At 58.3% G+C, this 24,196-nt stretch carries 25 protein-coding genes; 16 read left to right on the forward strand and 9 right to left on the reverse strand.

Annotated features, from left to right (window positions below; translation table 11 throughout):
* Positions 1 to 54: 54 nt before the first annotated feature.
* The 6 genes from ACGJAX_RS10360 to ACGJAX_RS10385 all read right to left on the reverse strand — a co-directional run bounded on the left by ACGJAX_RS10360 (position 55) and on the right by ACGJAX_RS10385 (position 5,070).
* Positions 55 to 1,548, reverse strand: coding sequence for an RNA polymerase factor sigma-54 (locus ACGJAX_RS10360; protein ID WP_090316103.1), 1,494 nt, complete (start codon positions 1,546 to 1,548; stop codon positions 55 to 57).
* Between the two features lie 183 nt (positions 1,549 to 1,731).
* Entirely contained in the window at positions 1,732 to 2,457 is a 726-nt protein-coding gene (gene lptB / locus ACGJAX_RS10365) for an LPS export ABC transporter ATP-binding protein (protein ID WP_090316106.1), read from the reverse strand.
* Positions 2,457 to 3,005, reverse strand: a complete 549-nt coding sequence (gene lptA / locus ACGJAX_RS10370; RefSeq protein ID WP_390958741.1) for a lipopolysaccharide transport periplasmic protein LptA — start codon at positions 3,003 to 3,005, stop codon at positions 2,457 to 2,459. Before lptA ends, lptB begins: the two co-directional genes overlap by 1 nt.
* Entirely contained in the window at positions 2,992 to 3,564 is a 573-nt protein-coding gene (gene lptC, locus ACGJAX_RS10375; protein ID WP_090316112.1) for an LPS export ABC transporter periplasmic protein LptC, read from the reverse strand. The genes lptA and lptC overlap by 14 nt, the downstream gene beginning before the upstream one ends.
* A gap of 7 nt (positions 3,565 to 3,571) precedes the next feature.
* A complete protein-coding gene (locus ACGJAX_RS10380) occupies positions 3,572 to 4,096 on the reverse strand; it encodes an HAD family hydrolase (RefSeq protein ID WP_090316116.1) in 525 nt (174 codons plus the stop codon).
* Positions 4,096 to 5,070 (reverse strand): KpsF/GutQ family sugar-phosphate isomerase, encoded by a 975-nt coding sequence (locus ACGJAX_RS10385; protein ID WP_390958743.1) that lies wholly within the window; start codon positions 5,068 to 5,070, stop codon positions 4,096 to 4,098. Before ACGJAX_RS10385 ends, ACGJAX_RS10380 begins: the two co-directional genes overlap by 1 nt.
* 273 nt (positions 5,071 to 5,343) lie before the next feature.
* Here ACGJAX_RS10385 and ACGJAX_RS10390 point away from each other — a divergent pair, with 273 nt between their 5' ends.
* The 10 genes from ACGJAX_RS10390 (at position 5,344) to hisC (ending at position 13,294) form a co-directional block, all read left to right on the forward strand.
* A complete protein-coding gene (locus tag ACGJAX_RS10390) occupies positions 5,344 to 6,153 on the forward strand; it encodes an ATP-binding cassette domain-containing protein (RefSeq protein WP_090316124.1) in 810 nt (269 codons plus the stop codon).
* Positions 6,153 to 6,950, forward strand: coding sequence for a lipid asymmetry maintenance ABC transporter permease subunit MlaE (gene mlaE, locus ACGJAX_RS10395; protein ID WP_090316126.1), 798 nt, complete (start codon positions 6,153 to 6,155; stop codon positions 6,948 to 6,950). The genes ACGJAX_RS10390 and mlaE overlap by 1 nt, the downstream gene beginning before the upstream one ends.
* Positions 6,950 to 7,417, forward strand: a complete 468-nt coding sequence (gene mlaD, locus ACGJAX_RS10400; protein WP_247255999.1) for an outer membrane lipid asymmetry maintenance protein MlaD — start codon at positions 6,950 to 6,952, stop codon at positions 7,415 to 7,417. The genes mlaE and mlaD overlap by 1 nt, the downstream gene beginning before the upstream one ends.
* An 11-nt stretch (positions 7,418 to 7,428) precedes the next feature.
* Positions 7,429 to 8,082, forward strand: a complete 654-nt coding sequence (locus tag ACGJAX_RS10405; RefSeq protein WP_247255998.1) for a phospholipid-binding protein MlaC — start codon at positions 7,429 to 7,431, stop codon at positions 8,080 to 8,082.
* Complete coding sequence (locus tag ACGJAX_RS10410) at positions 8,079 to 8,384, forward strand: lipid asymmetry maintenance protein MlaB (RefSeq protein WP_247255997.1); 306 nt, start codon at positions 8,079 to 8,081, stop codon at positions 8,382 to 8,384. The genes ACGJAX_RS10405 and ACGJAX_RS10410 overlap by 4 nt, the downstream gene beginning before the upstream one ends.
* Positions 8,385 to 8,498: 114 nt before the next feature.
* Positions 8,499 to 8,738, forward strand: coding sequence for a BolA family protein (locus ACGJAX_RS10415; protein ID WP_047537750.1), 240 nt, complete (start codon positions 8,499 to 8,501; stop codon positions 8,736 to 8,738).
* A gap of 22 nt (positions 8,739 to 8,760) precedes the next feature.
* Positions 8,761 to 10,026: a UDP-N-acetylglucosamine 1-carboxyvinyltransferase gene (murA, locus tag ACGJAX_RS10420; protein WP_390958747.1), complete on the forward strand. Its 1,266-nt coding sequence runs from the start codon at positions 8,761 to 8,763 to the stop codon at positions 10,024 to 10,026.
* Positions 10,027 to 10,152: 126 nt separating this feature from the next.
* Positions 10,153 to 10,788, forward strand: coding sequence for an ATP phosphoribosyltransferase (hisG, locus tag ACGJAX_RS10425; protein ID WP_008018703.1), 636 nt, complete (start codon positions 10,153 to 10,155; stop codon positions 10,786 to 10,788).
* A 125-nt stretch (positions 10,789 to 10,913) separates the two neighbouring features.
* A complete protein-coding gene (gene hisD, locus ACGJAX_RS10430) occupies positions 10,914 to 12,239 on the forward strand; it encodes a histidinol dehydrogenase (protein ID WP_390958749.1) in 1,326 nt (441 codons plus the stop codon).
* Positions 12,240 to 12,241: 2 nt separating this feature from the next.
* Positions 12,242 to 13,294 (forward strand): histidinol-phosphate transaminase, encoded by a 1,053-nt coding sequence (gene hisC, locus ACGJAX_RS10435; RefSeq protein WP_390958751.1) that lies wholly within the window; start codon positions 12,242 to 12,244, stop codon positions 13,292 to 13,294.
* A 113-nt stretch (positions 13,295 to 13,407) separates the two neighbouring features.
* Here hisC and algW read toward each other — a convergent pair whose 3' ends face one another.
* The gene (algW, locus tag ACGJAX_RS10440; protein WP_247255995.1) at positions 13,408 to 14,568 is read right to left on the reverse strand and encodes a Do family serine endopeptidase AlgW; all 1,161 of its coding nucleotides are present in this window, start codon (positions 14,566 to 14,568) and stop codon (positions 13,408 to 13,410) included.
* A 103-nt stretch (positions 14,569 to 14,671) separates the two neighbouring features.
* Between algW and ACGJAX_RS10445 the strand changes: the two genes are divergently transcribed.
* The 6 genes from ACGJAX_RS10445 (at position 14,672) to ACGJAX_RS10470 (ending at position 20,828) form a co-directional block, all read left to right on the forward strand.
* Positions 14,672 to 15,430: a Nif3-like dinuclear metal center hexameric protein gene (locus tag ACGJAX_RS10445; RefSeq protein ID WP_090316150.1), complete on the forward strand. Its 759-nt coding sequence runs from the start codon at positions 14,672 to 14,674 to the stop codon at positions 15,428 to 15,430.
* A 261-nt stretch (positions 15,431 to 15,691) separates the two neighbouring features.
* The gene (gene cysD / locus ACGJAX_RS10450) at positions 15,692 to 16,609 is read left to right on the forward strand and encodes a sulfate adenylyltransferase subunit CysD (protein WP_090316153.1); all 918 of its coding nucleotides are present in this window, start codon (positions 15,692 to 15,694) and stop codon (positions 16,607 to 16,609) included.
* Between the two features lie 9 nt (positions 16,610 to 16,618).
* Complete coding sequence (cysN, locus tag ACGJAX_RS10455; protein WP_247255994.1) at positions 16,619 to 18,517, forward strand: sulfate adenylyltransferase subunit CysN; 1,899 nt, start codon at positions 16,619 to 16,621, stop codon at positions 18,515 to 18,517.
* 396 nt (positions 18,518 to 18,913) lie between these two features.
* The gene (locus ACGJAX_RS10460; protein WP_390958754.1) at positions 18,914 to 19,456 is read left to right on the forward strand and encodes a hypothetical protein; all 543 of its coding nucleotides are present in this window, start codon (positions 18,914 to 18,916) and stop codon (positions 19,454 to 19,456) included.
* Positions 19,446 to 20,030, forward strand: a complete 585-nt coding sequence (locus ACGJAX_RS10465; protein WP_390958755.1) for a 2OG-Fe(II) oxygenase — start codon at positions 19,446 to 19,448, stop codon at positions 20,028 to 20,030. Before ACGJAX_RS10460 ends, ACGJAX_RS10465 begins: the two co-directional genes overlap by 11 nt.
* A gap of 3 nt (positions 20,031 to 20,033) precedes the next feature.
* Complete coding sequence (locus ACGJAX_RS10470; protein WP_390958757.1) at positions 20,034 to 20,828, forward strand: hypothetical protein; 795 nt, start codon at positions 20,034 to 20,036, stop codon at positions 20,826 to 20,828.
* A 329-nt stretch (positions 20,829 to 21,157) separates the two neighbouring features.
* Here ACGJAX_RS10470 and ACGJAX_RS10475 read toward each other — a convergent pair whose 3' ends face one another.
* Entirely contained in the window at positions 21,158 to 22,063 is a 906-nt protein-coding gene (locus tag ACGJAX_RS10475) for an acetyltransferase (protein WP_390958759.1), read from the reverse strand.
* Complete coding sequence (gene pta / locus ACGJAX_RS10480; protein ID WP_247255989.1) at positions 22,064 to 24,163, reverse strand: phosphate acetyltransferase; 2,100 nt, start codon at positions 24,161 to 24,163, stop codon at positions 22,064 to 22,066. It abuts the gene before it with no gap.
* Between the last annotated feature and the right edge of the window lie 33 nt (positions 24,164 to 24,196).

Genomic DNA, 24,196 nt, shown 5'->3' on the forward strand with positions numbered 1-24,196 from the left:
AGTGCATAAAGCGGTAGATCAGATGATCTACCACTGGAACGCTGTGGCGTGGCTCTACATCAACCGCTTGCGTTCGCTCGAAGGCGCGATCCCCAGGGATTCGCGGTACTTGGCGACGGTGCGGCGAGCCACCTGAATGCCTTGTGCCTCCAGTAAACCAGCGATCTTGCTGTCACTCAACGGCTTTTTCTGATTTTCCGCAGCAACCAGTTTTTTGATGATCGCGCGGATCGCCGTGGACGAGCATTCGCCACCTTCGGAGGTGCTGACATGGCTGGAGAAAAAGTATTTCAGTTCATATATGCCCCGAGGGGTATGCATGAATTTCTGTGTGGTTACGCGTGAAATCGTCGATTCGTGCATGCCGACCGCCTCGGCGATGTCATGCAGAACCAGCGGCTTCATGGCTTCGTCGCCGTACTCCAGGAAGCCGCGTTGATGCTCGACGATCTGGGTGGCTACTTTCATCAGGGTTTCGTTGCGGCTTTGCAGGCTTTTGATGAACCAGCGGGCTTCCTGCAACTGATTGCGCATGAAGGTGTTGTCGGCGCTGGTGTCGGCGCGACGCACGAAACCGGCGTACTGGGCGTTGACCCGAAGACGTGGAACCGACTCCTGATTGAGCTCCACCAGCCAGCGTTCGTTGTCCTTGCGCACGATCACGTCGGGAACGACGTATTCGGCTTCAGTGGACTCGATCTGCGAGCCTGGGCGTGGGTTAAGGCTCTGAACCAGTTCGATCACCTGGCGCAGTTCGTCTTCCTTGAGCTTCATGCGGCGCATCAGTTGACTGTAATCGCGGCTGCCGAGCAGGTCGATGAAATCGGTGACCAGGCGCTTGGCTTCGTTCAGCCAAGGGGTTTTGGCCGGCAACTGACGTAATTGCAGCAGCAGGCATTCGCCCAGGTTGCGGGCACCAATACCGGCGGGTTCGAATTGCTGGATGCGGTGTAGAACAGCTTCGATTTCGTCCAGTTCGATGTCCAGTTCCGGATCGAAGGCTTCGAGGATTTCCTCGAGCGTCTCGTCCAGATAGCCCTGATTGTTGATGCAATCAATCAGGGTCACGGCGATCAGGCGATCGGTGTCGGACATTGGCGCCAGGTTCAATTGCCACAGCAGGTGGCTTTGCAGGCTTTCGCCGGCCGATGTGCGGGTGGTGAAATCCCACTCGTCGTCATCGTTGCTCGGCAGGCTGCTGGCACTGGTCTGGTAGACGTCTTCCCAGGCGGTGTCGACGGGCAGTTCATTGGGAATGCGCTCGTTCCAGTCGCCTTCCTCGAGGTTATCAACCGTCGGTGCGCTTTCCTGGTAGGAGGGTTCCTGAATGTCGGGGTTGGGCTTCTGTTCGACGTTGTCGGCCAGGGGGTCGGTGTTATCGAAGTCGTCGCCGTCTTCCTGGCGTTCGAGCATCGGATTGGACTCCAGGGCCTCCTGGATTTCCTGTTGCAGGTCCAGGGTCGACAATTGGAGCAGGCGGATGGCCTGTTGCAGCTGCGGTGTCATCGTCAGCTGCTGGCCCATTCTCAAGACTAGCGATGGTTTCATGGCAGGGGCTTAACACCTTATTCGCCGGCGCACATGCGCCATCCACTACAGGGCGCCGGAGCGCCAAACATAAGCAAATTATATGCCCGAAACTGAAGTGTTTGCCTAGAGCGCTGTAACAATAAAAAAATGTTGATTTTTTATCGAGACAAGCGCCCGTCGACTAGCCAGACACCTCAGTGCTTACAGGCGGAACTCATGGCCCAGATACACTTCCTTGACCAGGTCGTTGGCCAGGATGGTTTCAGCGTCGCCTTCGGCGATCAATTGGCCATCGTTGACGATGTAGGCGGTTTCGCAGATGTCCAGGGTTTCGCGGACATTGTGGTCGGTGATCAGCACGCCAATGCCCTTGGCCTTGAGGTGATGAATGATCTGCTTGATGTCACCCACCGAAATCGGGTCCACGCCGGCGAAGGGTTCGTCGAGCAGGATGAATTTCGGGTTGGTTGCCAGGGCACGGGCGATTTCCACACGGCGGCGTTCGCCACCGGACAGGCTCATGCCGAGGCTGTCACGGATGTGGCTGATGTGGAACTCCTGGAGCAGGCTTTCCAGTTCCTTGCGACGACCGGCCTTGTCGAGTTCCTTGCGGGTCTCGAGGATGGCCATGATGTTGTCGGCGACCGACAGTTTGCGGAAGATCGACGCTTCTTGCGGCAGATAGCCGATACCGGCCTTCGCGCGGCCGTGCATGGGTTGGTGGCTGACGTCCAGATCGTCGATCAGTACGCGACCCTGATCGGCCTGTACCAGGCCTACGATCATGTAGAAGCAGGTGGTCTTGCCGGCGCCGTTAGGGCCCAGCAGGCCGACGATCTGACCGCTGTCGATGGACAGGCTGACATCACGCACGACCTGGCGGCTCTTGTAGCTCTTGGCCAGATGCTGAGCTTTCAGAGTTGCCATTACTGGGCCTTTTGCTCGTCGGTTTTCTTCTTCGGCTGGATCACCATGTCGATGCGCGGACGCGCTTCGGTGACCTTGTTGCCTGTTGCACGGCCAGCGCTCGCAAGCTTCTTGACGGTGTCGTAGACGATTTTCTCGCCCTGGGTGGTGTTGTTGTCCTTGTCGATGACTTTGGCGCGATCGATCAGCACCACGCGGTTTTGCGAGGCGTGGTACTGGATGGTCACACCCCAGCCCTGGACGGGCTTGGTGTCGCCCTGGGTTTGCAGCTGTTCGAAGTAGGCCAGGTTGCCCACCGAAGTCACGACATCGATGTCGCCAGTCGGGGTGCGGGTGATGGTTACGGTGTTGCCCTTAACGATCATCGAGCCCTGGGTGATGATCACATCGCCTTTATAGGTGGCAACGCCATTCTTGTCGTCCAGTTGGGCGTCGTCGGCTTGAATGCGGATAGGCTGCTCTTGATCGTTCGGCAGAGCCCAGGCGCTCACGCTTCCCAGTGCTGCGCCCAGACTGAGCAAAATAGGGAGGGTTTTAACGAGCCTCATACTGTCCTCTTACGTTCGAAAGCAGGTGTATCCTGCTTTCTTTCAAATACGCTTTCATTCCGGTACCAGTCGATACGCCGCCAGCGCCGTCGATTCTAACGGGTTGCTCGGTCTGCGCATATTGCTGCTGCGGGAACACCGTCATGCGGGTGGTGGTGATCAGCGTTCTGCGGTTTTTTTCGTCGAAACGCGTGATGCGTACCGAATCGATCAGTTCAACCTGCGTGCCGTCCGGGTTGACTTCACCCTTTTCGCTCTGGACGTGCCACGGGAACTCGGTGCCGCGGAACATGTTCAGGTCAGGGTTGGTCAGCAACGTCACCTCGGTTGCTTTCAGGTGCTCGACCTTGTCAGACGTCATTTCATATTGAAGCCTGCCATCGGGCAGGAACTGCACGCTGTGGGCGTTGGTAGCGTAATAGTCGATTTGGCTTTCGTCGACGGGTGCCACTTGCTTGTCGAGGAAGCGTTCCGGGCTGATGTTCCAATAGCCGACCGCGGCAAAAATCGCGGCGATGCAACCAAACACCAGGATGTTGCGAATTTTTTTCAACGACATGTTTGGCTCACAGGTACGCGGCGTTTGCCGCATCGAGGCGGCCCTGGGCGCGCAGGATCAATTCGCAGAATTCTCGGGCGGCACCTTCGCCGCCGCGGGCGTGAGTCACGCCATGGGCGTGTTCGCGCACAAAGCTTGCGGCATTGGCCACAGCCATGCCCAGGCCGACGCGCCGAATCACCGGCAGGTCGGGCAGGTCGTCGCCAAGATAGGCGACCTGTTCATAGCTTAGGTTGAGTTGGCCCAGAAGCTCGTCGAGCACCACCAGTTTGTCTTCGCGCCCCTGATAGAGGTGCCCGATGCCGAGGTTTTTTGCTCGTCGCTCTACTACCGGGGTCTTGCGACCGCTGATGATCGCGGTCTGCACACCGGCCGCCATCAGCATCTTGATGCCCTGGCCGTCGAGGGTGTTGAAGGTCTTGAATTCGCTACCGTCTTCGAGGAAATACAGGCGGCCGTCGGTCAGGACGCCATCGACATCGAATACGGCCAGTTTGATCTGTTGGCCGCGTTGCAGCAGGTCCGTGCTCATTACATTACTCCCGCACGCAGCAAATCGTGCATGTTCAAGGCGCCAACCGGTCGGTCTTCGCTGTCGACCACGACCAGTGCGTTGATTTTATGGTCTTCCATGATTTTCAGGGCTTCGGCGGCGAGCATCTCCGCGCGGGCGGTCTTGCCGTGGGCGGTCATGACCTGATCAATCGTGGCGCTGTGGATGTCGATACTGCGGTCGAGCGTGCGACGCAAATCACCGTCGGTGAAGATCCCGGCCAGTTTGCCATCGGCTTCGAGAATGACGGTCATGCCCAGGCCCTTGCGGGTCATCTCCATCAGCGCGTCCTTGAGCAGGGTTCCACGCTGGACCTGCGGCAAATCCTGTCCGGCGTGCATGACATTGTCCACCTTCAGTAGCAGGCGTCGGCCCAGTGCGCCGCCCGGGTGGGAAAAGGCGAAGTCTTCGGCGGTAAATCCACGGGCTTCAAGCAGTGCGACGGCCAGGGCGTCACCCATGACCAGCGCGGCGGTGGTGGAAGACGTAGGGGCCAGGTTCAACGGGCAGGCTTCGTGCTCGACGTGAACGTTCAGGTTGACCTCGGCGGCCTTGGCCAGCGGCGAGTTCGGGTTGCCGGTCATGCTGATCAACTGGATGCCCAGACGCTTGATCAATGGCAACAGGGTGATGATTTCATGGGTGGAGCCGGAGTTCGACAGGGCCAGAATGATGTCGTCGCGGGTGATCATGCCCATGTCGCCATGGCTGGCTTCGGCCGGGTGGACGAAAAACGCCGTGGTGCCGGTGCTGGCCAGGGTAGCGGCGATCTTGTTGCCGATGTGCCCGGACTTGCCCATGCCGACCACGACTACGCGGCCTTTGCTGGCCAGAATCATCTCGCAAGCGCGCACGAAATCCGCGTCGATATGCGGCAGCAAGCCTTGTACGGCTTCGACCTCGAGGCGGATGGTGCGTTGTGCAGATTGAATCAGGTCGCTGGATTGGCTCATGTCGGAATCGTATAGCCTGATGAAAAGGCCGCGATTATAGCGGTTATGATCGAAACCCTCACGCAAGTTCGTCGCGCATTATCATTCCCGGCTCTCCAATCCCTCTAAATAAGCATTCTCACCTGTCATCTTGCTGAATAAGGCCCGGCATTGGCCTTGGGCGCGTGGCCTTTGCAGTGATATAGTTCGCCGCCAGTTCGGCCCGCCCGGGGAGATGTGCTTTTGTCAGAAAGCCAGGCGTCCGAGTGAGAGGCTGCATCGCAAGGAGTTTAGATGAGTGCCGATAACGCCTACGCGGTCGAGCTGAAGGGACTGACCTTCAAGCGCGGTGCGCGCAGCATTTTCAATAACGTCGATATCCGTATTCCCCGCGGCAAGGTCACCGGCATCATGGGGCCTTCCGGGTGTGGCAAGACCACGCTCTTGCGGTTGATGGGCGCGCAATTGCGGCCCACCATCGGCGAAGTCTGGGTCAATGGCCAGAACCTGCCAAAGCTGTCGCGCAGCGATCTGTTCGACGCCCGCAAGCACATGGGCGTGCTGTTTCAGAGCGGCGCACTGTTTACCGATCTCGATGTGTTCGAGAACGTCGCTTTTCCGCTGCGTGTCCACACCGAGCTGCCGGACGAAATGATCCGCGATATCGTCCTGCTCAAATTGCAGGCCGTCGGCCTGCGGGGCGCCATCGACCTGATGCCCGACGAGCTGTCCGGCGGCATGAAACGCCGTGTCGCGCTGGCCCGGGCGATTGCACTCGATCCGCAAATTCTCATGTATGACGAGCCTTTCGTTGGCCAGGACCCTATCGCCATGGGCGTACTGGTGCGCCTGATCCGCTTGCTCAACGATGCGCTGGGTATCACCAGTATCGTGGTTTCCCATGACCTGGCCGAAACCGCGAGCATTGCCGATTACATCTATGTGGTGGGTGACGGGCAGGTGTTGGGGCAGGGCACGCCTGACGAACTGATGAACTCTGAGGAGCCGCGTATCCGTCAATTCATGACTGGCGATCCGGACGGTCCGGTTCCCTATCACTTTCCAGCGACGGACTACCGCGCAGATCTTCTGGGGAAGCGTTGATGCGCAAGATTTCATTACTGGAACGAGTGCGCCGATTCGGCCAGGCCGGCATCGACGTGCTGGCGGTGTTCGGACGTTCGGCACTGTTTCTGTTTCACGCGCTTCTGGGGCGAGGCGGTATTGGTGGCGGTTTTGGCCTGTTGGTCAAGCAGCTGCACTCGGTGGGCGTGATGTCCCTGGTGATCATTGTGGTCTCCGGCGTGTTCATCGGCATGGTGCTGGCGCTGCAAGGTTTCAACATTCTGTCCAGCTACGGTTCGGAGCAGGCGGTCGGCCAGATGGTGGCGCTGACGTTGCTGCGCGAACTGGGGCCTGTGGTGACTGCCTTGCTGTTCGCCGGGCGTGCCGGTTCGGCGCTGACGGCGGAAATCGGCAACATGAAATCCACCGAACAGCTGTCCAGTCTGGAAATGATCGGGGTCGACCCGCTCAAGTACATCATTGCCCCGCGCCTTTGGGCCGGCTTCATTTCCCTGCCGGTGCTGGCAATGATTTTCAGCGTGGTGGGCATTTGGGGCGGTTCGTGGGTGGCCGTCGACTGGTTGGGCGTCTATGAAGGCTCCTACTGGTCGAACATGCAAAACAGCGTGACGTTCTCTGATGACGTGCTCAACGGCATCATCAAGAGCATCGTCTTCGCCTTTGTCGTGACCTGGATCGCCGTATTCCAAGGCTATGACTGCGAGCCCACTTCCGAGGGGATCAGTCGTGCCACTACCAAGACCGTGGTGTATGCCTCTTTGGCAGTGCTCGGCCTGGACTTTATTTTGACCGCCTTGATGTTTGGAGATTTCTGATGCAAAACCGCACCCTGGAAATCGGTGTCGGCCTTTTCTTGCTGGCTGGCATCCTGGCTTTGCTGTTGCTGGCGCTGCGGGTCAGTGGGCTGTCGCCAAGCCCGAGCACCGATACCTATAAACTTTATGCATACTTCGACAATATCGCCGGTTTGACGGTCAGAGCCAAAGTGACCATGGCCGGTGTCACCATCGGCAAGGTCACTGCAATTGATCTGGATCGCGACACGTTCACCGGTCGAGTGACCATGCAGGTGGAAAAGCGCGTGGATAACCTGCCGGTCGACTCCACTGCATCCATCCTGACCGCTGGCCTGTTGGGCGAGAAGTACATCGGTATCAGCGTGGGCGGGGAAGAAGCCCTGCTCAAGGATGGCGGGACCATCCATGACACCCAGTCGTCGCTGGTGCTGGAAGACCTGATCGGTAAATTCCTGCTCAATACCGTTAGCAAAGACGCCAAATGAGGAGTTGTTAAATGATCTCTATCTTGCGACGTGGCCTGTTGGTATTGCTCGCGGCGCTGCCGTTGGTAGCTAACGCCGTGGCGGCGCCTTCCGCGCACGATCTGGTACAGGACACCACCAATCGGTTGCTTGCCGACCTGGCGGCCAATAAAGAAAAGTACAAGAAGGACCCGAATGACTTTTATACGGCGCTGAACACCATCGTCGGCCCCGTGGTGGATGCCGAGGGCATCTCCAAGAGCATCATGACGGTCAAGTATTCGCGTAAAGCGACACCTCAACAGATGAAAACCTTTGAAGAAAACTTCAAGAAAGGTCTGTTCCAGTTCTACGGCAATGCGCTGCTTGAGTACAACAACCAGGGGATCGTCGTTGACCCGGCCAAGGATGAGTCGGGCGATCGCACCAGCGTCGGCATGACCGTCAAGGGCAGCAATGGCGCGATTTATCCAGTGCAGTACACGCTCGAGAAGATCAATGGCGAGTGGAAGCTGCGCAACGTCATCATCAACGGCATCAACATCGGCAAGCTGTTCCGCGATCAGTTCGCCGATGCGATGCAGCGCAATGGCAACAACCTGGACAAGACGATCAACGGTTGGGCCGGCGAAGTCGCCAAAGCCAAGGAATCCACCGAGAAATCCTCCGGGCAGCAAGCGCAATGAGTGAGTCGGCAGTCCAGATGGACGAAGCCGGCGAGCTGAAGCTCAGCGGCGTGCTGGATTACCGCACCGGCCCTGACCTGCGCAAGCAGGGGCAGGCGCTGATCAAGTCCAGCAAGGCTGCGGCGTTGGTGGTTGACTGTTCGGCGGTAGAGAAGTCCAGCAGTGTCGGCCTGTCCTTGCTGCTGTGCTTCATGCGTGATGCCGAGGCGGCCGGCAAGGCGCTGAGCATCCGCGGGATGCCCGAAGACATGCGCGAAATTGCCCAGGTCAGTGAGCTGACCGAGCTGTTGGCGCATCCGTAACCCGCATCGATAAAGAAGCCCCCCGTCAGAGTCCTGCTTCGCGGGGTTCGCAGGCGCGGGGCTTTTTTGTATGATGTCCGACCCGCGCGCACAGGGCGCCGATTGAGGTTGAGCATGCAGGCCACCGAAGTGAAGAGCTTCCTTGAAGGAAAGTTGCCAGGAACTCAGGTAGAAGTTGAGGGCGAAGGCTGCAATTTCCAGCTGAACGTGATTAGCGATGAACTGGCGGCATTGAGCCCGGTCAAGCGTCAGCAGCAGATCTATGCCCATTTGAACCCGTGGATCACCGACGGCAGCATCCATGCGGTCACTATGAAATTTTTCAGCAGCGCGGCCTGGGCCGAGCGCACCTGAGCCCAAGGGCGTCGAGATTCTTATGGATAAATTGATTATTACTGGTGGAGCTCGTCTTGACGGCGAAATCCGCATCTCCGGGGCAAAGAACTCTGCCCTGCCGATCCTGGCAGCGACGCTTCTGTGCGATGGCCCTGTGACTGTGGCCAACCTGCCGCACCTGCACGACATCACCACCATGATCGAGCTGTTCGGTCGCATGGGCATCGAGCCGGTCATCGACGAGAAGCTGGCCGTCGAAATCGACCCGCGCACCATCAAGACCCTGATCGCTCCGTACGAACTGGTGAAAACCATGCGTGCGTCGATTCTGGTACTGGGTCCGATGGTTGCCCGTTTCGGTGAAGCCGAAGTCGCATTGCCTGGCGGTTGCGCCATCGGTTCGCGTCCGGTGGACCTGCACATCCGTGGCCTCGAAGCCATGGGCGCGGTCATTGACGTCGAAGGCGGCTACATCAAGGCCAAGGCACCGGAAGGCGGCCTGCGTGGCGCGCACTTTTTCTTCGACACCGTCAGCGTGACCGGTACCGAGAACATCATGATGGCCGCCGCTCTGGCTAATGGCCGCAGTGTACTGGCCAACGCCGCACGCGAGCCTGAGGTCGTCGACCTGGCGAACTTCCTGAACGCCATGGGCGCCAAGGTTTCCGGAGCCGGCACCGACACCATCACCATCGATGGCGTCGAGCGTTTGCACCCGACCACTTACAAAGTGATGCCTGACCGTATCGAGACCGGCACCTATCTGGTCGCCGCTGCCGTGACTGGCGGTCGCGTGAAGGTCAAGGACACCGATCCGACCATTCTCGAAGCCGTCCTGGAAAAACTCCGCGAAGCGGGCGCCGAAATCACCTGCGGCGAAGACTGGATCGAGCTGAACATGCACGGCAAGCGGCCGAAAGCCGTCAACGTGCGTACCGCGCCGTATCCGGCGTTCCCGACTGACATGCAAGCGCAGTTCATCTCCCTCAACGCCATTGCCGAAGGCACGGGCGCCGTGATCGAGACGATCTTCGAAAACCGCTTCATGCACGTTTACGAACTGCACCGCATGGGCGCCAAGATCCAGGTCGAGGGCAACACCGCCATCGTGACCGGCACCGAAAAACTCAAGGGCGCGCCAGTCATGGCGACCGACCTGCGTGCTTCGGCCAGCCTGGTCATCTCGGCGCTGATCGCCGAAGGCGACACCCTGATCGATCGCATCTACCACATCGACCGTGGTTACGAATGCATCGAAGAGAAACTGCAGATGCTCGGCGCCAGGATCCGCCGCGTACCGGGCTAGTTCCTGCTGCATGGGCATAAGGACATGCCCGTTGAATTGTTGAAGTCGAGCCGGATTCCGGCTCGACGTGTGTCCGGCGCCGTTTGCGACCGGACATGAGTACCTTGATAAGGACTGACGTTTCCCATGTTGACCATTGCACTGTCCAAGGGCCGCATCCTTGACGACACCTTGCCGCTTCTGGCCGAAGCGGGCATCGTGCCGACCGAGAATCCGGACAAGAGCCGCAAGCTGATCATCCCCACGACCCAGGAAGATGTACGCCTGCTGATCGTGCGTGCCACCGACGTGCCGACTTATGTCGAGCATGGGGCCGCCGACCTGGGTGTCGCCGGCAAGGACGTGCTGATGGAATACGGCGGCCAGGGCCTGTACGAGCCACTGGACCTGCAAATTGCCCAGTGCAAGCTGATGACCGCTGGCAAGGTCGGCGCAGTCGAGCCCAAGGGTCGCCTGCGTATCGCCACCAAGTTCGTCAACGTTGCCAAGCGTTACTACGCCGAGCAGGGTCGTCAGGTCGACATCATCAAGCTATACGGTTCGATGGAGCTGGCGCCGCTGATCGGCCTGGCCGACAAGATCATCGACGTGGTCGACACCGGTAACACGCTGCGGGCCAATGGCCTGGAGCCACAGGATTTCATTGCTGCCATCAGCTCTCGGCTGATCGTCAACAAAGCTTCGATGAAGATGCAACACGCCCGTATCCAGGCGTTGATCGACACCCTGCGCAAGGCAGTGGAGTCTCGACACCGCGGCTGATTCACTTGCGCGACCTTGAGTCGCGCCGTCTATCCGCCTCATAGCCAGAATTCTCAGGTGCCCAAGCGGATCGAATGTTAGCTTCGGGCGCCTGAGTTTTTTGCCAATCCTATGAGGCTCTCGCTATGACCGCACCGACTGCAATTCGCCGACTCAACGCTGCTGACCCGGATTTCGCACATCATCTGGATCATCTGCTGAGCTGGGAAAGTGTGTCTGACGACTCGGTCAATCAGCGGGTGCTGGACATCATCAAGGCCGTGCGCGAGCGTGGCGATGCCGCGCTGGTGGAATTCACCCGTCAGTTCGATGGGCTCGATGTCGCCTCCATGGCCGATCTGATTCTGCCGCGCGAACGTCTGGAACTGGCGCTCACCCGCATCACCGTAGCGCAGCGCGAAGCCCTGGAAAAAGCCGCGGCCCGCGTGCGCAGCTACCACGAAAAGCAGAAACAGGACTCCTGGACCTACACCGAAGCCGACGGCACCGTGCTGGGCCAGAAGGTCACGCCGCTGGACCGCGCCGGCCTGTATGTGCCGGGTGGCAAGGCGTCGTACCCGTCGTCAGTATTGATGAACGCCATTCCGGCCAAGGTTGCCGGTGTGACCGAAGTGGTCATGGTGGTGCCGACTCCGCGTGGCGAGATCAATGAGCTGGTGCTGGCCGCCGCCTGCATCGCTGGCGTTGACCGTGTGTTCACCATTGGCGGCGCACAAGCTGTCGCCGCGCTGGCCTACGGCACCGAAAGCGTGCCGAAGGTCGACAAAGTGGTCGGGCCGGGCAACATCTATGTCGCCACAGCCAAGCGCCACGTGTTCGGTCAGGTCGGCATCGACATGATCGCCGGGCCGTCCGAGATCCTCGTGGTGTGTGACGGTCAGACCGATCCGGACTGGATCGCCATGGACCTGTTCTCCCAGGCCGAACACGATGAAGACGCCCAGGCGATTCTGGTCAGCCCCGACGCCGAATTCCTCGACAAAGTGGCCGCCAGCATCGCCAAGCTGATGCCGACCATGGAACGCGCGCAAATCATCGAAACTTCGATCAATGGTCGGGGTGCGTTGATCAAGGTGAGCGATATGGCCCAAGCCATCGAAGTCGCCAACCGTATCGCGCCGGAGCACCTGGAGTTGTCGGTGGCCGATCCGCAAGCCTGGCTGCCGCAGATCCGTCACGCCGGTGCGATCTTCATGGGGCGTCACACCTCTGAAGCCCTGGGCGACTACTGCGCCGGCCCGAACCACGTGCTGCCGACTTCCGGCACTGCACGTTTCTCTTCGCCGCTGGGGGTGTATGACTTCCAGAAACGTTCGTCGATCATCTTCTGCTCCGAGCAGGGTGCGTCCGAGCTGGGCAAAACCGCTTCCGTGCTGGCCCGTGGCGAGTCGCTGACCGCTCACGCCCGCAGCGCCGAATACCGCATCCTTGTCGACAAGAAGGGGAACTGAGCATGAGTAAATTCTGGAGCCCGTTCGTCAAGAATCTGGTGCCGTACGTACCGGGCGAACAGCCGAAACTGGCAAAACTGGTGAAGCTCAACACCAACGAAAACCCGTACGGTCCATCGCCCAAAGCGCTGGCCGCCATGCAGGCGGAGCTGAACGACAATTTGCGTTTGTACCCGGATCCGAACAGCGATCTGCTCAAGTGCGCGGTCGCCCGGTATTACGGCGTGCAGACCAACCAGGTGTTCCTCGGTAACGGTTCCGATGAAGTCCTGGCGCATATTTTCCACGGTTTGCTGCAGCACGATCAGCCGCTGCTGTTCCCGGACATCAGCTACAGCTTCTATCCGGTCTACTGCGGCCTGTACGGCATCCAGTTTGATGCGGTGCCGCTGGACGAACATTTCCAGATCAATCCGGCGGACTACGCCAGGCCGAACGGCGGGATCATTTTCCCTAACCCGAACGCGCCAACCGGTTGCCTGTTGGCCCTCGATGCCATTGAACAGATCCTCAAGGCCAGCCCGGATTCGGTGGTCGTGGTGGATGAGGCTTACATCGACTTCGGCGGCGAAACGGCAATCAGCCTGGTAGATCGTTATCCAAACCTGCTGGTGACCCAGACACTGTCCAAGTCCCGTTCACTTGCCGGTCTGCGGGTTGGCCTGGCGGTGGGGCATCCGGACCTGATCGAGGCGCTGGAGCGGATCAAGAACAGCTTCAACTCCTACCCGCTGGACCGGATGGCGAATGTCGGCGCGGCGGCTGCGTTTGAAGATCGTGAGTACTTCGACAAGACCTGCCGGCTGGTCATCGAGAATCGCGAGCAGGTGATTGCACAGTTGCAGACGAAGGGTTTTGAAGTGTTGCCGTCGGCAGCGAACTTCATTTTCGCCCGTCACCCCAATCACGATGCGGCGGGCCTGGCGGCCAAGCTGCGTGAGCAGGGTGTGATTGTGCGGCACTTCAAGCAGGAGCGGATTGCCCAGTTCCTGCGGATTTCGATCGGCACGCCAGAGCAGAATCAGGCGCTGATCGACGGCCTGGGCGAGCTCTAAACCCCCGCGGGAGCGTGGTTTGCCCACGATGGGAACGGCGCGGTGTCTCTGGTTCACCGCGTTATTGTTCCTCTCGGGCAAGTCCCGCTCCCGCAGGACTCGCCAGGACAGTATCACTCCTCTTCTTTCTCTTTGACCGGCGCTGGCGGCGGACGCAAGCCGATTTCCGCGGTGAGCTTGAGTTCCTTGCCGTTGCGTATGACCTGAACCACGACCTTGTCGGTCGGTTTGATCCGTGCGACCTGGTTCATCGAGCGACGGCCATCGCTTGCTGGCTCGCCGTCGATGCTGAGAATCACATCGCCCAATTGCAGGCCGGCCTTCTGTGCCGGGCCGTCTCGGAAAATCCCGGCGACCACGATGCCCGGGCGTCCGGACAGACCGAAGGACTCCGCCAGCTCCTGGGTCAACGGTTGCACTTCAATACCCAGCCAGCCACGAATCACCTGGCCATGTTCGATGATCGACTTCATCACTTCCATCGCCAGTTTGATCGGGATCGCGAAGCCGATGCCCTGGGAGCCACCGGACTTGGAGAAAATCGCCGTGTTGATGCCGGTCAGGTTGCCGTTCGCGTCCACCAGCGCACCACCGGAGTTGCCGGGGTTGATCGCGGCGTCGGTCTGGATGAAGTCTTCATAGTTGTTCAGGCCCAACTGGTTACGCCCGGTCGCACTGATGATGCCCATGGTCACGGTCTGGCCGACACCGAACGGGTTGCCGATGGCCAGGGCCACGTCGCCGATGCGGATGCTGTCGGAACGGCCTACGGTGATCGCAGGGAGGTTCTTCAAATCGATCTTCAGCACCGCGAGATCGGTTTCCGGGTCACTGCCGATCACCCGGGCCAGGGTTTCGCGACCGTCCTTGAGCGCGACCACGATCTGGTCGGCGCCGCTGGTCACGTGGTTGTTGGTCAGGATGTAGCCTTCCGGGCTCATGATCACGCCCGACCCCAGGCTCGACTCCATGCGTTTCTGCTTGGGCGAGTTGTCGCCGAAGAAACGGCGGAACTGCGGGTCTTCGAACAACGGGTGGCTGGGTTTGTTGATGACTTTGGTGGTGTACAGGTTCACCACGGATGGCGCGGCAATGGTCACCGCGTCAGCGTAGGACACCGGACCTTGCTGCACGCTGGTGGTTTGCGGAGCTTGCTGCAGATTGACGTCGAGGCTTGGCAACCCGACCCACTGCGGGTAACGCTGGATTATCAAAAGAGCGACAAGCACGCCGGCCAGTAGCGGCCAGCCGGAAAAACGCAGCGCCTTGAGCATTAAGCATGTCCTGAGAGGGTTGCAGGCGGTATCGGACCGCCCATAATGACGCGCATTATACGAGGCCGCGCGTGCCTCTGAACGGGATATTTAGGAGTCTTTTATGGCCGTCGCTCTGAGCACCCTGGTCGAAGAAGCCGACCGTTACCTCAGCAGTTCGAAAATTGCCGATTACTGCCCCAACGGCCTGCAGGTCGAAGGCCGGCCGCAAGTGATGCGCATTGTCAGTGGCGTCACCGCCAGCCAGGCATTGCTCGATGCTGCCGTGCAAGCCAACGCCGATCTGGTGCTGGTGCATCACGGCTACTTCTGGAAGGGCGAAAATCCGTGCATCACCGGCATGAAGCAACGTCGCTTGAAGACGTTGCTCAAGCACGATATCAGCCTGCTGTCCTATCACCTGCCACTGGATCTGCACCCGGACGTCGGCAACAACGTGCAGTTGGCCCGGCAGCTGGACATCACCGTCGAAGGCCCGCTGGATCCGGACAACCTGAAGATTGTCGGTCTGGTCGGCTCATTGAGTGAACCGATGATGCCTCGGGATTTTGCCCGCAGGGTCCAGGAAGTCATGGGGCGCGAGCCATTGCTGATTGAGGGCAGCGAGATGATTCGTCGGGTCGGCTGGTGCACGGGGGGCGGTCAAGGGTACATCGATCAGGCCATTCTGGCGGGTGTCGATCTGTACCTGAGCGGCGAGGCTTCCGAGCAAACCTTCCACAGCGCACGGGAAAACGACATCAGCTTCATCGCCGCCGGTCACCATGCCACCGAGCGTTATGGCGTTCAGGCGCTGGGGGATTACCTGGCGCGACGCTTTGCCCTCGAACACATCTTCATCGATTGCCCCAATCCCATCTGACGAAACGCTATCCCTGTAGGAGCGAGCCTGCTCGCGATGCTCGTCAACGATAACGCCGGGGGCCTGACAGCCCGCGGTGTTCTCAGGTTCATCGCGAGCAGGCTCGCTCCTGCAGGGGAGCGCGTTCTGCCCAAACAGGCGGGCATATTCATATGCTCTTTCGATCTAGTCGGCGTCCTGATTAGAAGAGGACGCTGTGCTAGGATTCCCCGCTCGAACACGGCCCGCTGGCCGTTCATAAGAAAGCTTTCGTGAGTAGCCATGGTCGACAAACTGACGCATCTGAAACAGCTGGAGGCGGAAAGCATCCACATCATCCGCGAGGTGGCCGCCGAGTTCGACAACCCGGTGATGCTGTACTCCATCGGTAAAGACTCCGCCGTGATGCTGCACCTGGCACGCAAGGCATTTTTCCCTGGCAAGCTGCCGTTTCCGGTGATGCACGTCGACACCCGCTGGAAATTCCAGGAGATGTACGCCTTTCGCGACAAGATGGTCGCCGAGCTGGGCCTGGACCTGATCACTCATGTGAACCCGGACGGCGTGGCGCAAGGCATCAACCCGTTTACCCACGGCAGTGCCAAGCACACCGACATCATGAAGACCGAAGGCCTGAAGCAGGCGTTGGACAAATATGGTTTCGACGCCGCTTTCGGTGGTGCCCGTCGCGATGAAGAGAAATCCCGCGCCAAGGAGCGCGTGTACTCGTTCCGCGACAGCAAGCACCGCTGGGATCCGAAAAACCAGCGCCCGGAGCTGTGGAACGTCTACAACGGCAAGGTCAACAAGGGCGAATCCATTCGTGTGTTCCCGTTGTCGAACTGGACCGAACTGGACATCTGGCAGTACATCTACCTTGAAGGCATCCCGATCGTCCCGCTGTACTTCGCCGCCGAGCGTGAAGTCATCGAGAAGAACGGCACGCTGATCATGATCGACGACGAGCGCATCCTCGAACACCTGAGCGATGAAGACAAAGCGCGCATCGTCAAAAAGAAAGTGCGTTTCCGTACCCTTGGCTGCTACCCGTTGACGGGCGCGGTGGAGTCCGAGGCCGAAAGCCTCACGGACATCATTCAGGAAATGCTCCTGACGCGAACTTCCGAGCGCCAGGGCCGTGTCATCGACCACGATGGCGCCGGCTCGATGGAAGACAAGAAACGTCAAGGTTATTTCTAAGGGGCTGTCATGTCGCATCAATCTGATTTGATCAGCGAGGACATCCTCGCCTACCTGGGCCAGCACGAACGTAAAGAGCTGCTGCGCTTTCTGACCTGCGGTAACGTCGACGACGGCAAGAGCACCCTGATCGGGCGCCTGCTGCACGACTCCAAGATGATCTACGAAGATCACCTGGAAGCCATTACCCGCGACTCGAAAAAAGTCGGCACCACCGGCGAAGACATCGACCTGGCGTTGCTGGTCGACGGCCTGCAGGCCGAGCGTGAGCAAGGCATCACCATCGATGTCGCGTACCGCTATTTCTCCACCGCCAAGCGCAAGTTCATCATCGCCGACACTCCTGGCCATGAGCAGTACACCCGCAACATGGCCACCGGTGCATCCACCTGTGACCTGGCGATCATCCTGGTCGACGCCCGTTACGGCGTGCAGACCCAGACCCGTCGCCACAGCTTCATTGCCTCGCTGTTGGGCATCAAGCACATCGTCGTCGCCATCAACAAGATGGACCTCAAGGACTTCGATCAGGGCGTGTTCGAGTCGATCAAGGCCGACTACCTGAAGTTCGCCGAAGGCTTGAAGATGAAGCCGACGAGCATGCACTTCGTGCCAATGTCTGCCCTCAAGGGCGACAACGTGGTGAACAAGTCCGAGCGCTCGCCGTGGTACACCGGCCAGTCGCTGATGGAAATTCTCGAAACCGTGGAAGTGGCGGGCGATCGCAACTTCACCGACCTGCGTTTCCCGGTGCAGTACGTCAACCGTCCGAACCTGAACTTCCGTGGTTTCGCCGGCACCCTGGCCAGCGGCATCGTCAAGAAAGGCGACGAAGTCGTGGTCCTGCCGTCGGGCAAGAGCAGCCGCGTGAAATCCATTGTCACCTTCGAAGGCGAGCTGGAGCACGCCGGTCCTGGTCAAGCGGTGACGCTGACCATGGAAGACGAAATCGACATCTCTCGCGGCGACCTGTTGGTTCACGCCGATAACGTGCCGCCTGTCACCGACAGCTTCGAAGCGATGCTGGTGTGGATGGCGGAAGAGCCGATGCTGCCGGGCAAGAAGTACGACATCAAACGCGCGACCAGTTACGTGCCGGGCTCCATCGCCAGCATCGTCAACAAGGTCGACGTGAACACCCTTGAGGAAGGCCCGGCCAGCGCGTTGCAGCTGAACGAAATCGGCAAGGTCAAGATCGCGCTCGATGCGCCGATTGCCCTCGACGGTTACGACAGCAACCGCACCACCGGCGCGTTCATCATCATCGACCGCCTGACCAACGGCACCGTGGGCGCCGGCATGATCGTCGCCCAACCTCTGGCACACGGCAGCGCCACGCACCACGGCAAGCTGGCCCACGTCGCCACCGAGGAACGCGCTCAGCGCTTCGGCCAGCAACCGGCCACCGTGTTGTTCAGCGGCCTGTCGGGTGCTGGCAAGAGCACCCTGGCTTATGCCGTCGAGCGCAAGCTGTTCGACATGGGCCGTGCGGTGTTTGTACTCGATGGCCAGAACCTGCGCCACGACCTGAACAAAGGTCTGCCACAGGATCGCGCCGGGCGTACCGAAAACTGGCGTCGTGCCGCGCACGTTGCGCGTCAGTTCAACGAAGCCGGTCTGCTGACCCTGGCGGCGTTCGTCGCACCGAGTTCCGAAGGTCGTGAACAGGCCAAGGAACTGATCGGCAAGGAGCGTCTGCTGACGGTCTACGTCCAGGCTTCGCCTGCGGTCTGTGCCGAGCGAGATCCACAAGGCCTGTACGCGGCGGCCGGCGATAACATCCCGGGCGAGTCCTTCCCGTACGACGTACCGCTGGATGCCGATCTGGTGATCGACACCCAAACGCTGTCGCTGGAGGAAAGCGTCAAGCAAGTGCTGGATCTGCTGCGCAAGCGTGGTGCGATCTAAGCTCAAAGCAGCGGCAAGCTTCTAGCTTCAAGCTGCAAGAAAAAGCCCGCAGACAGGTAACTGTCTGCGGGCTTTTTTTGTGCTCGGAAAAACGCGTGAATGGCCAGCGTTATTGGTGCTTGGGAAACGGACTACAGGGATATCGGAAATCGGTAAGTTACATTTGTTTGCATAGGGAGATATTGTTGTTAGCAGATATGAGGTTGATATCTGTTCCGGTTTCTTTTGGGCGAAAAGAAAATACAAAACGCAGGATTTTTGAATTTTAAGCGCTCTGAAATATTAAAGTTTAAAGAGTTGGATTTCTCGGCGAGAAAAATCTGAGTTTCGAGCGGTGCCAATCCCTGTCAGGTGTGAGTGTTTAATGTTGTTTTTGATAGGCGTCTGGAGGTGGGTGTGCGTGCAAAAAATTTATATATCCCTCCTGGATATATTGCCGGGGTCGGTGAGGTTGTTCTTTTACTATTTTTGTTTGTTGGTCTGGTTGTTGCTTCTATTTTTATGTATGGGGAAATACAGGAGATTCCTCCCTTGCCGGAACGGCTGGTTATGGAAAAAGCTTATTTGTATAGAGATGTTTCGCAGTCAAGAGCTACGTCATCTTTATATTTGAGGGTCGGGCTGGGTGAAGATGCCTATAACTACATTATTGAAGCTACTGCGAGTGACATTCAGCACCTGAATTTGAGGAAGGGGAAAAAATTGTGGGTTGCTGTGGATTCAGATCGGACTAAACGGTTTGTTTGGTGGGTCTATGATGTTGATACCAATTTGTTGATCAGTCGTAAAGATATATTGCTTTGGATAAGGTCAAATAACATTGGATGTTATTTTGTATTGATTGGGTGGTCAATTATATTGTCTTGCTTGCTGTTGATAATTGTTCGGAATGGAATTTGGAACAGGGTTGTAGCGAAAAGGAGAGCGTATGAAAATTGAACACATTGATAATGGAATATATGTGATTGATGACTTTTTGACGGAAAGCGAAGAAGTCGCCATAAACCTTTTGCTCAAGGGGGGTGTCTGGAGATACAACTGGCCAAATTATGAAGAGCTGCCCTTTGTCAGGCCCTGCTGGCACGTGTTCATTGCGGGTAAAGGACGCCCTGAGCGGCAGTCCTGCCTGGAAGAATTGAACGGCAATGAATCATGGCGTTTTCTGGTTGGTTTCTGGGAGCGATTTTCAGATTTACATGATTTCAATATGACGTTGTTAGGTGTTTACGCAAACGGACAGACGTTCGGGCAAGACACCATTATTCATCGTGATAACAAAACCCATCCGGGATTGACTGTTATCGTTTTCTGCAACGAGCACTGGCCCACGTCCTGGGGAGGAGAGCTCGTTTTCTATGATGATGCGAAAGAAAATGTCATTAAGGCCGTGCTTCCAAAATCTCGTCGTGTGGTGGTTTTCGATGGGCGAATTCCACATGCGGCGAGATCACCTTCCGTCAAGTGTGATCAGGTAAGAATGACACTTGCGTTTAAAACTGTGATCAAGGAGTAATATATGGCTGGGAAGGCCGAGATAATTGTAGGTGTAGTAAGCGATGGTGTAACTGTTGGCTCGGGTGCGACTGCGGTGGCAGACCAGTTTTTAGTGAATGGGACTGGAATGGTGTTGGTGAGCCAAACGGCGCAAACCGGTGCTGTAATAGCGAGCGTGACGTCAGTCAGCAAGCTGGCAGGACCTTATGTGCCGATTGTGAGCATTCCAGCCAATATGGTTGCCGGTACTATTACTTTCCTGAAAATTGGAGTGGATGTCAGGGATGGCAAAGGATTTAGTTATGGTGATGTGATTAGTCTTATCGGGAATGTTGCAGGTGTGATTGCTGTCTTTGCTGTTTTAGTCGAAGCACCATTCATAGTCATAGGTACCGCTAGTGTTGTAGGGGTCGCCGCTGGTTTGTACTCAATTAGTGACTCAGGCATTTTCAAGGAGGTTTTAAAGAGTGCTGCAGACTTCTTTAGAAATAATGATTTGGATAACTACCTTGATTACGTTTGTGCACCCGATATGAAGATAGTGCACAAGGAAACTCTGAGGGTGGCGTACGGTAATCAGATGCTTTCTTGTAATTGGTTTTCTGCAACCGGCGAATTTTTGCCTTCTGCGATAGCTGTATTCAACGAAAATATCGGGGGAGGGGGTTCTTATGCTCCTGCGCCTTTTGTTCCTCCACCACCGCCACCTGAAAATATCGCAACAGTAACGATCGGGCCACTTGAAATAGGTGGTAACCCTGATGATACCGGTGACGAATATGGGTGCTGTACAAGCGGTAGTGATGGTTATATTTAACAGACCGCACTGCAAGGCTAGTGGTGTTTAAGCAAACAATCCTTGGTTTTGGATAAAAGCGCGATTGAGTGCGAGTCGATTCAAGTTCGCGTCATACTGGGGCGTGCAGCTCATTACTTATAGAGGCCAGCCTATCCGAATATCAAGTTCTTGCCATGCAGGCAGTGAGCATTAGCCGGTAATGAAAAACCCGCCGATGAGTGATCATCGGCGGGTTTTTTTCAGATTGATTCGATCAAATGTGCGAGCCTGCTCGCGAATACGGTGTGTCATTCAACATTGATGTAGGCTGATCCGCTGCATTCGCGAGCAGGCTCGCACACAAGGGATCAGCGTTTGTCTGGATATTCGCGGTGCATCCGCCCCAGCAACGCATCCTTGTCTTCCCAAAGCTGATTGATCCAGCCCTGAAACTGCAGGCGATACTCACCGTCTTGGTCATAGTTCTTGCCGATGAACTGCGGCGGGATCTTCAGTTCCTGAAAATGCACCACCACGTCTGCAACGTTCCCGCACAGCAAATCCCAGAAACCGGGACGCCCGGCGGGGTAGTGAATGGTCACATTGACGATGGATTCCAGCTGTTCACCCATGGCATCCAGCACAAAGGCAATGCCGCCGGCCTTGGGTTTGAGCAGGTATTTGAATGGTGATTGCTGCTGGGCGTGCTTGCCCTCGGTGAAGCGCGTGCCTTCGACGAAGTTGAAAATCCCCACCGGATTATTGCGGAACTTCGCACAGGTCTTGCGGGTGGTTTCCAGGTCTTTGCCTTTCTTTTCCGGGTGTTTCTCCAGATAGGCCTTGGAGTAGCGCTTCATGAACGGAAAGCCAAGGGCCCACCACGCCAGACCGATCACCGGGACCCAGATCAGCTCCTGCTTGAGAAAGAACTTCAGCGGCTGGATGCGGCGGTTGAGCACGTATTGCAGCACCAGGATGTCGACCCAGCTTTGGTGATTGCTGGTGATCAGGTACGAGTGCCGATAGTCCAGGCCTTGCAGGCCGCTGATGTGCCAGCGGGTGCGACGGACCAGGTTCATCCAGCCTTTGTTGATGCTGATCCAGGCTTCGTGGGTATGGCTCATCAACCATCCGGCGATGCGCTGGGTGAAGGCGAAAGGCAGGACCTTGATCAGCGCCACGCAGAACAGGAATGAGCACAGCAGGATTGTATTGAGTGCCAACAGCAATGAAGCAATGACGCCGCGTGCGGCGCCAGGTAGAAAAACCAGCATTTAAACATCCATAGGTCGGTTGGCTGCCTGGATCGCGGTCAACGCGATGGTGTAGACGATGTCATCGACTTGCGCACCGCGCGGCAAGTCATTCACCGGTTTGCGCAGCCCTTGCAGCATCGGACCGAGGCTGACGCAGTCGGCGCTGCGTTGCACGGCCTTGTGAGTGGTGTTGCCGGTATTCAGGTCGGGGAACACAAACACCGTGGCGCGACCGGCGACCTGACTGTTCGGTGCCAGTTGCCGGGCCACGGTTTCGTTGGCGGCGGCATCGTATTGCAACGGGCCGTCGATCAACAGCGAGTTCTGCTGCTCGTGGGCGAGCAACGTCGCCTCGCGAACCTTTTCGACTTCTTCGCCACTGGCCGATTCACCGCTGGAGTAACTGATCATCGCCACACGGGGCGTGATGCCGAACGCTGCTGCCGAATCGGCGCTTTGCAGGGCGATCTCGGCCAGTTCACTGGCACTTGGGTGCGGGTTCATCACGCAGTCGCCGTAGACCAGCACTTCTTCCGGGAACAGCATGAAGAATACCGACGACACCAGCGTGCAGCCCGGTGCTGTTTTGATCAGCTGCAGGGCCGGGCGAATGGTGTTGGCGGTGGAGTGAATGACCCCCGACACCAGGCCGTCCACCTCATCCAGCGCGAGCATCATGGTGCCGATCACCACGGTGTCTTCCAGTTGTTGCTCGGCCATGGGCGCGTTGAGGCTTTTGCTTTTGCGCAGGGCGACCATCGGCTCGACATAGCGCTCGCGGATCAGGTCCGGGTCGAGGATTTCCAGCCCCGGTGGCAGCTCGATGCCTTGGGCGCGCGCGACGGCTTCAACGTCTGCCGGTTTGGCCAACAACACGCAACGGGCAATGCCACGGGCCTGACAGATCGCTGCGGCCTGAACGGTCAACGGCTCGCTGCCTTCAGGCAGGACGATGCGTTTGTTGGCGTTCTGCGCGCGCTGAATCAACTGATAGCGGAACACGGCCGGCGACAGGCGCATTTCCCGTGGTGTGCCACAACGCTGGTGCAGCCAGTTGGCATCCAGATGGCTGGCGACGAAATCGGTGATGATTTCCGCGCGTTCGCGGTCGTCGATCGGGATTTCCTTGTTTAGACCGTTCAATTGGTTGGCGGTGTCGTAGGAACCGGTGCTCACTGACAACACTGGCAGGCCGGCCTGCAAGGCGCCGCGGCAGAGGTCCATGATCCTTGGGTCGGGCAGGGTGTCGCTGGTCAGCAACAGGCCGGCCAGGGGCACGCCATTTATGGCGGCGAGGCTGACGGCGAGGATGATGTCGTCGCGGTCGCCGGGGGTCACCACCAGTACACCCGGTTTGAGCAGCTCTACGGTGTTACGCATGGTGCGCGCGCAGATAATGATTTTGGACATGCGCCGGGTTTCGTAGTCGCCGGCGTTGAGCACTTGTGCGCCCATCAGGTCGGCGACGTCGCGGGTGCGCGGGGCGTTCAGTTCCGGCTGAAACGGAATGCAGCCCAGCAGGCGGAAATCACCACTGCGCAACAGCGGCGAATGCTCCTTCAGGCGGGCGGCGAAGGCCTCCATGCTTTCGTCGGTCTTCACCTTGTTGAGGATGACGCCGAGAACTTTCGGATCTTTCGGGCCACCGAACAATTGCGCCTGCAACTCGACGCGACCGGAGAGCTCGGTCAGCACTTCGTTTTCCGGCGCCGACACCAGGATCACTTCGGCGTCGAGGCTCTTGGCCAGGTGCAGGTTGACCCGTGCGGCATAGCTGGCGCTGCGGGTCGGGACCATGCCTTCGACGATCAGCACGTCCTTGCCGATGGCGGCCTGCTGGTAAAGGGTGATGATTTCTTCGAGCAACTCGTCCAGCTGGCCATCGCCCAGCATGCGCTCGACATGGGCCAGGCCCAGGGGCTTGGGTGGCTTGAGGCCGTGGGTACGGGCGACCAGTTCGGTGGAACGCTCAGGGCCGGTATCACCGGGATGCGGCTGGGCAATCGGTTTGAAAAAGCCGACTTTGAGACCGGCCCGCTCAAGGGTGCGCACCAGCCCGAGGCTGATGGAGGTCAGACCCACGCCAAAATCGGTGGGCGCAATAAAAAAAGTTTGCATGCGGATTCTCTGAGGGTGCATGTGGGCGGCCGG

The organism is Pseudomonas moorei (genome assembly GCF_042846945.1).
Classification (GTDB): Bacteria; Pseudomonadota; Gammaproteobacteria; order Pseudomonadales; family Pseudomonadaceae; genus Aquipseudomonas; species Aquipseudomonas moorei.